Source organism: Streptomyces anulatus (assembly GCF_000721175.1).
Lineage (GTDB): Bacteria > Actinomycetota > Actinomycetes > Streptomycetales > Streptomycetaceae > Streptomyces > Streptomyces anulatus_C.
The window spans coordinates 98082-105667 of the sequence record NZ_JOEZ01000020.1; the positions used below are offsets into that span (position 1 = coordinate 98082).

Annotated in this window: 6 protein-coding genes; all 6 read right to left on the minus strand. The window is 67.3% G+C overall.

Features of this window, described 5'->3' with window-relative positions:
• Position 1: 1 nt before the first annotated feature.
• Positions 2-1564, minus strand: coding sequence for a TadA family conjugal transfer-associated ATPase (locus tag IG90_RS0123745; protein WP_030588022.1), 1563 nt, complete (start codon positions 1562-1564; stop codon positions 2-4).
• Positions 1548-2414 (minus strand): hypothetical protein, encoded by an 867-nt coding sequence (locus IG90_RS0123750; protein ID WP_007490743.1) that lies wholly within the window; start codon positions 2412-2414, stop codon positions 1548-1550. Before IG90_RS0123750 ends, IG90_RS0123745 begins: the two co-directional genes overlap by 17 nt.
• Before the next feature lies 1 nt (position 2415).
• Positions 2416-3102, minus strand: coding sequence for an SAF domain-containing protein (locus tag IG90_RS0123755; RefSeq protein WP_063739495.1), 687 nt, complete (start codon positions 3100-3102; stop codon positions 2416-2418).
• A 28-nt stretch (positions 3103-3130) separates the two neighbouring features.
• Positions 3131-3532 carry a hypothetical protein gene (locus tag IG90_RS0123760; RefSeq protein ID WP_051860240.1) on the minus strand — a complete coding sequence of 134 codons (402 nt, stop codon included), beginning with the start codon at positions 3530-3532 and terminating at the stop codon, positions 3131-3133.
• 671 nt (positions 3533-4203) lie between these two features.
• Positions 4204-6111 carry a TniQ family protein gene (locus IG90_RS42330; RefSeq protein ID WP_078585394.1) on the minus strand — a complete coding sequence of 636 codons (1908 nt, stop codon included), beginning with the start codon at positions 6109-6111 and terminating at the stop codon, positions 4204-4206.
• 9 nt (positions 6112-6120) lie between these two features.
• Positions 6121-7392, minus strand: a complete 1272-nt coding sequence (locus tag IG90_RS0123775; protein ID WP_033894588.1) for an ATP-binding protein — start codon at positions 7390-7392, stop codon at positions 6121-6123.
• Between the last annotated feature and the right edge of the window lie 194 nt (positions 7393-7586).

Below are 7586 nucleotides of genomic sequence, written 5' to 3' on the forward strand. Positions count from 1 at the left end.
CTCAGGCCACCTTGCCGTTCGGGCGGGCCGTCCAGGCCCCGATGTTCTGGTACGTGGACAGCCACTCCGGGTGGAATCCCGCCTGGAGCAGGTCGTCGAGGCAGGCGGGCTGGATGCCGGTGGGCACCGCGCGCCCGTCGGGGCCGGGGCTGTAGATCCGGTTGAAGGACGGCGCCCCGGTCAGTTCGCTGAACTCGCCGGTGACTTCCAGCACCTGGTGGACGAAACGTTCCTTCGTGCCGCCGTGCTCGGTGCGGTCGTCCATGTGGATGTGCACGACGAAGTCCAGTGCCATGGCGGCGGTGAGGTAGGCGAGTTCCTGCGTCATGCCGCCGCCGTGTTGGATGCACAGCTGGGCGATCCGGGCGAAGACCGCGTCGGCCCGCTTGACGTGGATGGTGCACATCGAGCCGCCCTCGCCGGCGCTCATGGCCTGCAGCATGGGCACGATCTCCCTCGAGCGGACCTCCCCGACGATCATGCGGCGCAGCATCATGCGCAGCGACGGCGCGATCAGGTCGGCCAGCTCGATCTCACCGGCGTCCCGCCCGTCGACCCGTTCCCCGTTGCCCTCGCGGGCCTCCATCGGCACGACCTGCTGAAGGTGGCCGATCTCGTGCAGGAACAGCTCGTACTCGGTCTCCAGGGTGCCGACCCGCTCCTGGGGGTCGATCTCGCGGGCGAGCGCGATGAGCATGGTCGTTTTGCCGACGCCCTGCGTCCCGCTGATCATGATGTTCTTGCGGGCGGCCATCGCGGCCTTGAGGAAGTGCATCAGGCTCGCGTCGATGGTGCCGAGTTCCACCAGCTTCTCCAGGCTGGCGTCGCGCACCCGCTGCTTGCGGATGACGACGTAGGGCCGCGGCGTGACCTCGGTCAGCGCCTGCAGACGCGAGGTGTCCGACAGGCGCAGGGCCAGCGTGGGTGAGGCCTTGGACAGGCTGCGCTCACCGGCTCCGTGGCGCCGGGCGAGCATCTGCAGCAGCTCGACGAGCTCCTCGTCGGACTCGGCGATCGGAGCGACCTTGCGGTTGGGCTGGTTCGCGTAGTCCACCCACACGTCGTCGCAGCCGTTGATCAGGATGTTCTCCACCGCGTCGTCGTCCAGGTAGGGCTGGAGCCGGCCGTGGGCGAACTGCAGGTCGAAAACGGCCTGGGCCAGGCTCGTCTCGTCCGCGGACGTCGGCGAGATCTGCCGGGCCGCGGAGAAGTCGGCGGCCCAGCGCGCCACGAGGTCCTGGATGATCTCCCAGCCGCGCTGCTCGGCCTCCTCGGCCGACATCTCCGTGCCGGCCGACTCCTTGTACGTCTGGTACTCCGGCGCGATTCGCGCGCTGAGCTCGTCCCGCAGGGACCGCACCGTGGCCCAGTCCCACAGCGCCGCGCGGCCGGCGGCCGTGGGCGCGCCGGGCAGCGCCGCCGGGGTGCGCTCGGCCGGCGCGGCCGTTCCGCCGTCCGCTGCGACGGGAACATCGGCCGGTGTGCCGGAAGGCGAGACGGACGCAAACTGGCCCGGCCCGGGGGAGGTGGCCCCCGGGAACAGCGGCCTACCGCGCTGTGTCATGAGCGGCTCCCTTCGTCAGGCGGCGCAGGACGGTGGACGGGCGCAGTTCGGCCGGGGCGTGCAGCCGCAGGTGTTCCTGCACGGCCAGAGCCTGGAGAGTGCGGGCCATCTCCGCGCCCTTGCGCATCAGCGGCGCGCCGGCGAAACCGCGGCCGCCGTCGCCGCCGTGGGTCAGGACACGGGCGGCCTTCTCGTCGAACGGCAGCTCCGCGAAGATCGGCAACTGGAGCTGCTCGGCGACATCGCGTGCCCGGTAGGGGCCTTCGCCGATCACGACGAGGCCGATGCGGCTGCTGTCGCGTCCGTGCAACTGCAGCGCCGCGCGCAGGGCCTCGACCCTGGGCTTGGCCGCGTGGACGGCGCGCAGCGTGGTGCGGACCACGATGGCGGTGAGGTCGGCGCTGCGGGCCAGGGCGCTGGCGGCGCCTGCGGCGCCGGAGCGGCCGAGGTCGACGAGGATGTCGTAGCCGCTCTCGCGCTGCTCCAGGTCGCGGAACAGCTGGGCAAGGCGGGGCCAGGTCTGGTGCAGGCCCGCGGCCTGGGCCGGGCTGGCCAGTCCGGGCAGCAGCAGCCGGTTGGCCTCCGCCTCCGGCTCAGACAGGTTCAGCAGCTGCTGCCAGAACACCTCCTCCAGGTGGCCGCGGCGGTCAGCGATCTGCAGGTGGTGCAGGCCGTGGTCGCCGAAGACGCGGGACTCGAGGTAGCCGGCCGCCACCGACCCGCCGTCCGGGTCGCATTCGGCCAGCACGACCCGCCGTCCGCCCGGCAGCGGCCAAGTCAGCAGAGCGGTGAGGGCGGTTGTGGTGGTGCCGGGACCGCCGCTGGCGCCGCAGAACGCGATGACGGCCATCTCAGCCCTCCGCCGGGACGATCGACAAGGTGACCTCTCCGGCCGCGGCCCAGATGGCCAGCCGGGTGCCGTCGAGCTGGGTGACGGCGAGGTCGACCACACGGGCGCCGGAGTTGTCCGGGCGGCCCACCTCGATCACCGTGGCCTGCATCGACTGCCCGGTCTCCTTGTCGTCATCGGCCGCTCCGGTCGCCGAGTCCTTCGGCGTATGGATCACTTTGACCTTCTGGCCCGGGCTCAGCCGGGTCGCCAGAAGCCGCGAGGGGGTGAGCGAGACACCGACCAGCTGCTCCCCGGCCTTGACGAGGGGTTCGTCCGTCACCGACGAGCGGGTCAGCAGGCTGCCGCGGGCCAGGCCCACCGTGGTGCGCTTGCCGATCAGCTTGTTCAGGTCGCGGGCCGGAACAGGGGTGAGCGCCGGATCGGTGGCGATCTGTGCTTCGACGAGGTCTTCGGCCTTCAGCTCGGCGCCCATGGGCACGTCCCGGGCGACGGCGACGACCGGCTCGCGGTGGCTGGTCTCCGTGTACAGCCAGCCGCCGGCGGCACCGGAAATGCAGATCACGGCCACGCCGAGCGCGATCCAGCTGGAACGGCGCCGGCGCACGACGGGCTGGCGCACCAGCGACTGCGGCGCCGGCGCTGGGGGCGCAGTGTCGGGTGCTGACGGCTTGGCGGTGGTGCTCATGAACGGCTTCCTTCGCGGTGCGGGAGCATCAGGGCTTGGCGACGGCCTGGGCCTCGCCGATGGTGATCTGGGCGGGCTCGGCCTCCCGCGTCGTGGTGATGTCGCCTTCCTGGCCACCGCCCACCCAGTGGACGACCCAGGTCGTGGTCGCCTTGACGGTGAAGGCGTTGTCCGGCTGAGAAGCGGATGTCTTGGTGTAGAGGTAGCCGCAGTCGGGGCTGGGCCGTCCGCCGAACCGCTTCTCGTACGGTGTGCCTGCGGTGGTGCATACCTCGGTGCCGCCGTCCCCCATCACGTATTCGATCTTCTTCACGGTCGCGGTCGCGGTGACGGTGATGCCGGGCGCGGAGGCGCTGTCGGTGATGGGCCCCCAGGTGCGCAGGGTCTTGTTGTTCCAGATCTCTCGACTCGGAGGCCGGCAGTCCAGCATCACCGGCCCCCGAGTCTCGCTATTAGTTGCGCGTCACCTTTGTCCAGTCGATCAGCTTCTGCATGAACTCAAGTAGCGAATCGTGCCGCTGCTGAGGGAGGAACGGCCACGTCAGGAAGGCTGGCGCCATAAGGACAACGATGATCAAGACGGGCAGGAACCTAAGGACGGTAAGTAGATACCGAGGGTTGAAGACCTCAAGAATGGTAGAGAAAAAGCCCAGCACAGTGGATTCCTTCTGGAACGAGCTGTGGTAGGCCCGGAATGGCTTGCTCCCCTGAGACCACCACAGCGTTGCCTGGGGTTTGGATGCGCGTTGACGCGACCGAACCCTTGCACCTGTGCGCCGAAGCAAGTCTTGAGGTCGTAGCGTTATGGCCCTTACGTGCTTCACGAAAACGTGGCACTGCCAGCCTCAGGTCCAGGCCACCAACCGGTTCCTAAGGCGCTCGCTCAAGAGTGCTTTCGGCGAGTCTCGTTTCGCCGGGGAGCCACTCCTCTTCTGCTGGTTGTCCTATGGCGAAGTGTAGCGAGGCGAACAAGGGTCTTCAAGGAGAGCGCGACCAGCCGTCCGGCGCCGCTGGTGGTGCGCGCACCCTGCCAGTCGTGACGCTGTGTCACACCCGCTCGGGTGTGACTGTGCGCGGCTCTTCCAGGCCAACACCCTCGTGTCAAGTCCAAGGGCTCGCTTCGACGGACGGGGTTTGACCGTGGTCGATGATCGGAGTCAGGTAGGCAGCGTACTCTTCGAGCGCTGTGATCAACTGGTCGTCGGTGGGTCTTGTAGTGCGGTGCAGGATGCGTGACCAGACCGCGTCGACGCTCATCCGCCATTTCCTCTGCGTTTCTGGGTCTTGCTGGTTGCAGATGGGTGTCGGGGCGAGCACGTGCTCGCCTTGGGTCACGAGCGACCAGAGGATGACGGATGCGATGTTCCTCTTTCGGTCGCTGAGGTCAATGGCGAATCCGCCTCCGGGGGCGTAACCGCCGGCCGGGAGGGCGATGTGGCTAGCGATGACTTTCCATGGCTCAGGGCCGATGCACCATGCCTGCAGCTTCTTTCTGCGCTGTTCGTAATCGATCAGGTCGTCTCGTGAGTCGAGTTCCGCTGCGAGGTCGCGGATCGCGGTCTCAAATTCGAGGGGATCGGGTCGTTGTCGGGCCCATCGGTGCACTCGTTTTGGGCTTTCGGCGAGGCGGGCTGTGACGGCCGGGTTGCTCAGGAACAAGCTGAGCCGGTCGGCGGCCTTCTGGATCGATCCGCCGGATGCTGTCTGGCAGAGCCGAAGTGCGACGGTGCGACGGAGGTGGACGGTTGAAATGCCGTCCATGTGCGCGAAGTACTTCTGATACCAGTCCTCTTGGAGGAACTGCGGGATGTGCTCGGGACGGAAACGGCTGGTCCGGATCGGCTGCTTCAAATTTCTTGCCAAAGTCGGCCCGGCATAGGTCTGCACTACTGATGAGACTGCCTGAAGGAAGCCCTCGGAGCACTGAGGACGAGTCTCGAGGAACGCTCGGGCCCAGCCGACTTTGGAGGGCCTGAGTTCATGACCGTTGAGCAGAGTCCGCAGATGCCCGGCGAACGAGTCCGCGTCGTTCAGCCGTAGTAGTCGGTCCGCCGCCAGGAGGAGGGCCGCGTTCGGTTGCGGTGCCAGATGGGGCATGTCGCTGGCGGTGCGGGCGAACTTCGAGCGAGAGAGGGTTTGCTCCTCGGTCGAGGGGCCTGCGGCCAGGAGAGTTTCGAGCTCTTGGTTGTCGAGGAGATGACGGGAGCTGGGCCAGGACGTCCGCAGGATGAGGCAGGCCGTTCTCAGGTCGGTGAAGTAGTGAGCCGGTGTGGTCGAGTGCCCGAGGACCTGAACGGATGCAGTTCCGTGCGGGTTCAGCAGGTCGAGGAGGAACGTCTGGAATTTTCGATATTCGGCTGGCAGTTTCCGGGCGGGGGGTGCGTCTCGGTCGAGTCGGTGACCGCATAGTCCGCCGATGAATTCCCTGCATTGTGCGGGATGAAGCCCGTCTTCGCGCCATCGGGGCATGTGACGGACGCCGCTGCGGGTGGCCGTGTGGAGGACAGGAGATTCGCAGGCAGGGCAAGCATGTTCCAGAAAACTGCGGTGTTCAAGGCAGGAAAAGACGGGCGGGAGTCGCCATGACTTCTTCCAGGGACCGCCGAATTCTCTTTCGAGAGGGTTCTTCTCGCCTGCTAAACACTGGGGGCAGTATCGGGTCGCGTGCATGAACAGCCAGCGGTGCTGGTGGTTCGCCAGGCCGTTGCGGCCGCTCGGAGAAGGCCGCGCGTGCGGGTAGCGACTGCTGTAGGTGTCCAGCAGCATGGCGTCCACTTCGGTGTCCGCGGCTTTGACCATTCTGGCGAAGGTGTGCCGCCGTTCCTGGGCGAGGCCGATGAGAAGCGGTGTCGGCAGGACCGCCAGGCTCGGTCGGTCGGTCAGGCCGGTGCGGATGGACAGCTCTGAGGGAGAGGTGTCCAGCCGGAAGGCCAGGCGGAGAAGGAACCCGGGCAGAGATTCGTCCGGCAGTGGGGCCAGGCTTCGGGCCAGCGGACGCAACAGGGGCATGGTGCCGGCTCACTTCCGCGAGACGGTGATCTGGGGGACGCCCTTATCGTCGAAGACGGTGTTGCGGGGCCTGCGGCCCTGGACGGCCTTCTTCGCCGGCAGGGCCGGCGGGACATCGCCCTCTTCGCCGGCTGCTCGGACACGTTTGGGGTGCTGGGTGCGGATGATCACGCTGTCCAGCAGTTCCTCGGTGATCTCTTCAACGCCGGTGTCCATGGCCAGCGAGGCGCCGTCCTCGATCAGTCGCTCGATCAGTCCGACGACTCCGCCGGTGCGGCGGTAGATGTACTCGGGCATGTTGCCGCCTGTGAGCATGCCTTCGTGTGCGTTGAACAGCCGCAGCTCGTCCTCCAGGCCGGTGAGGTGGTCGACGAAGTGGGCGATGTCGTCGGGTGTGTCGTAGCTGAATGGCTGCAGGTCCACGAGGTCGAAGCGTCGTGCAGTCTGGGTGGAGGCAGCGTCTTTCCAGTCAGTGTGGCCGGGTTCGGGAAACTCCCACTGGCCGGTCCTCGGGTCCTGCCAACCTCCGCTGAGGAGTCCGGAATCAGGAATGCCGACGCCGATCAGGATCAGGGTGACGCGCATGCTCATCAGTGCCCTGATCAGGTCGAGGGTGTCCTGGTCGTCCTTGCGGTGCATGCGGAGCCGGGTGATGTCGTCCAGGATCAGGACGCGGGTGCGGTGATCGCGAAGGGACGCTCGGACCTGCCGGACGAGCTGGGTCAAGGTCATGTTGCGGCCGCTGGTGCCGAAGAAGTCGAGGATGGCCTGGCAGGTGGATTTCGGTGTCGCGGTGACCGGTGTCTGGACGTAGGCGACGGTGGCCCGCAGGTCGCGGGCGCCGGGCAGTTCGGGGACGTCCACGAACTCCTCGAGTCCCAGCCACAGGTCCTCGAAGGTGGCTGCCGCCTCGACGGCGGTCTCCGTCTTTCCCTGATTGCCACCGCCGTTGATCATGATTCCGGGCCGGGTCGTCGGTTTCTGCTTCATCGCGTTGTTCAACAGCCGGGTCTGCATCAGTTCGGAGACGACCAGACTCATCGGGGTGTCCAGCAGCGGCAGGTTGGCGTGGGTGGCCCGGCGGTGCAGGTCGTGCAGAGCCCGGTCCCGCTTGCTCTTCTTGTCGTATTGGGCCTGGGACAGGCGAGGAGCGGGGACGAAGGAATGCCGTGTTTTCCTCCACCTCGTCCAGCCCTCGGCGCTCTCCCGGTCCGGGACCTCGCCCGGCAGGATGAACCCCCTGTCCGAGAGGCTGGCCTCGACGCTCACTGAGCTCCCCATTGATCCGTTGTGTCGTCGTGTGCCGCTTCCGACTCCGAGTCGGCGGCTTCGTCGGCAGGCATTAGGGCATGTGCTCGACGGCGGGAGGTGTCACCTGTCCGCGTACTCATCTGAGTGCACCACCGAGTACGAAGTTGTGTGCACCACTGCTCAGGCTACGTCGGTGTCCCGTTCGATGGCCTGGAGGCGGTTCT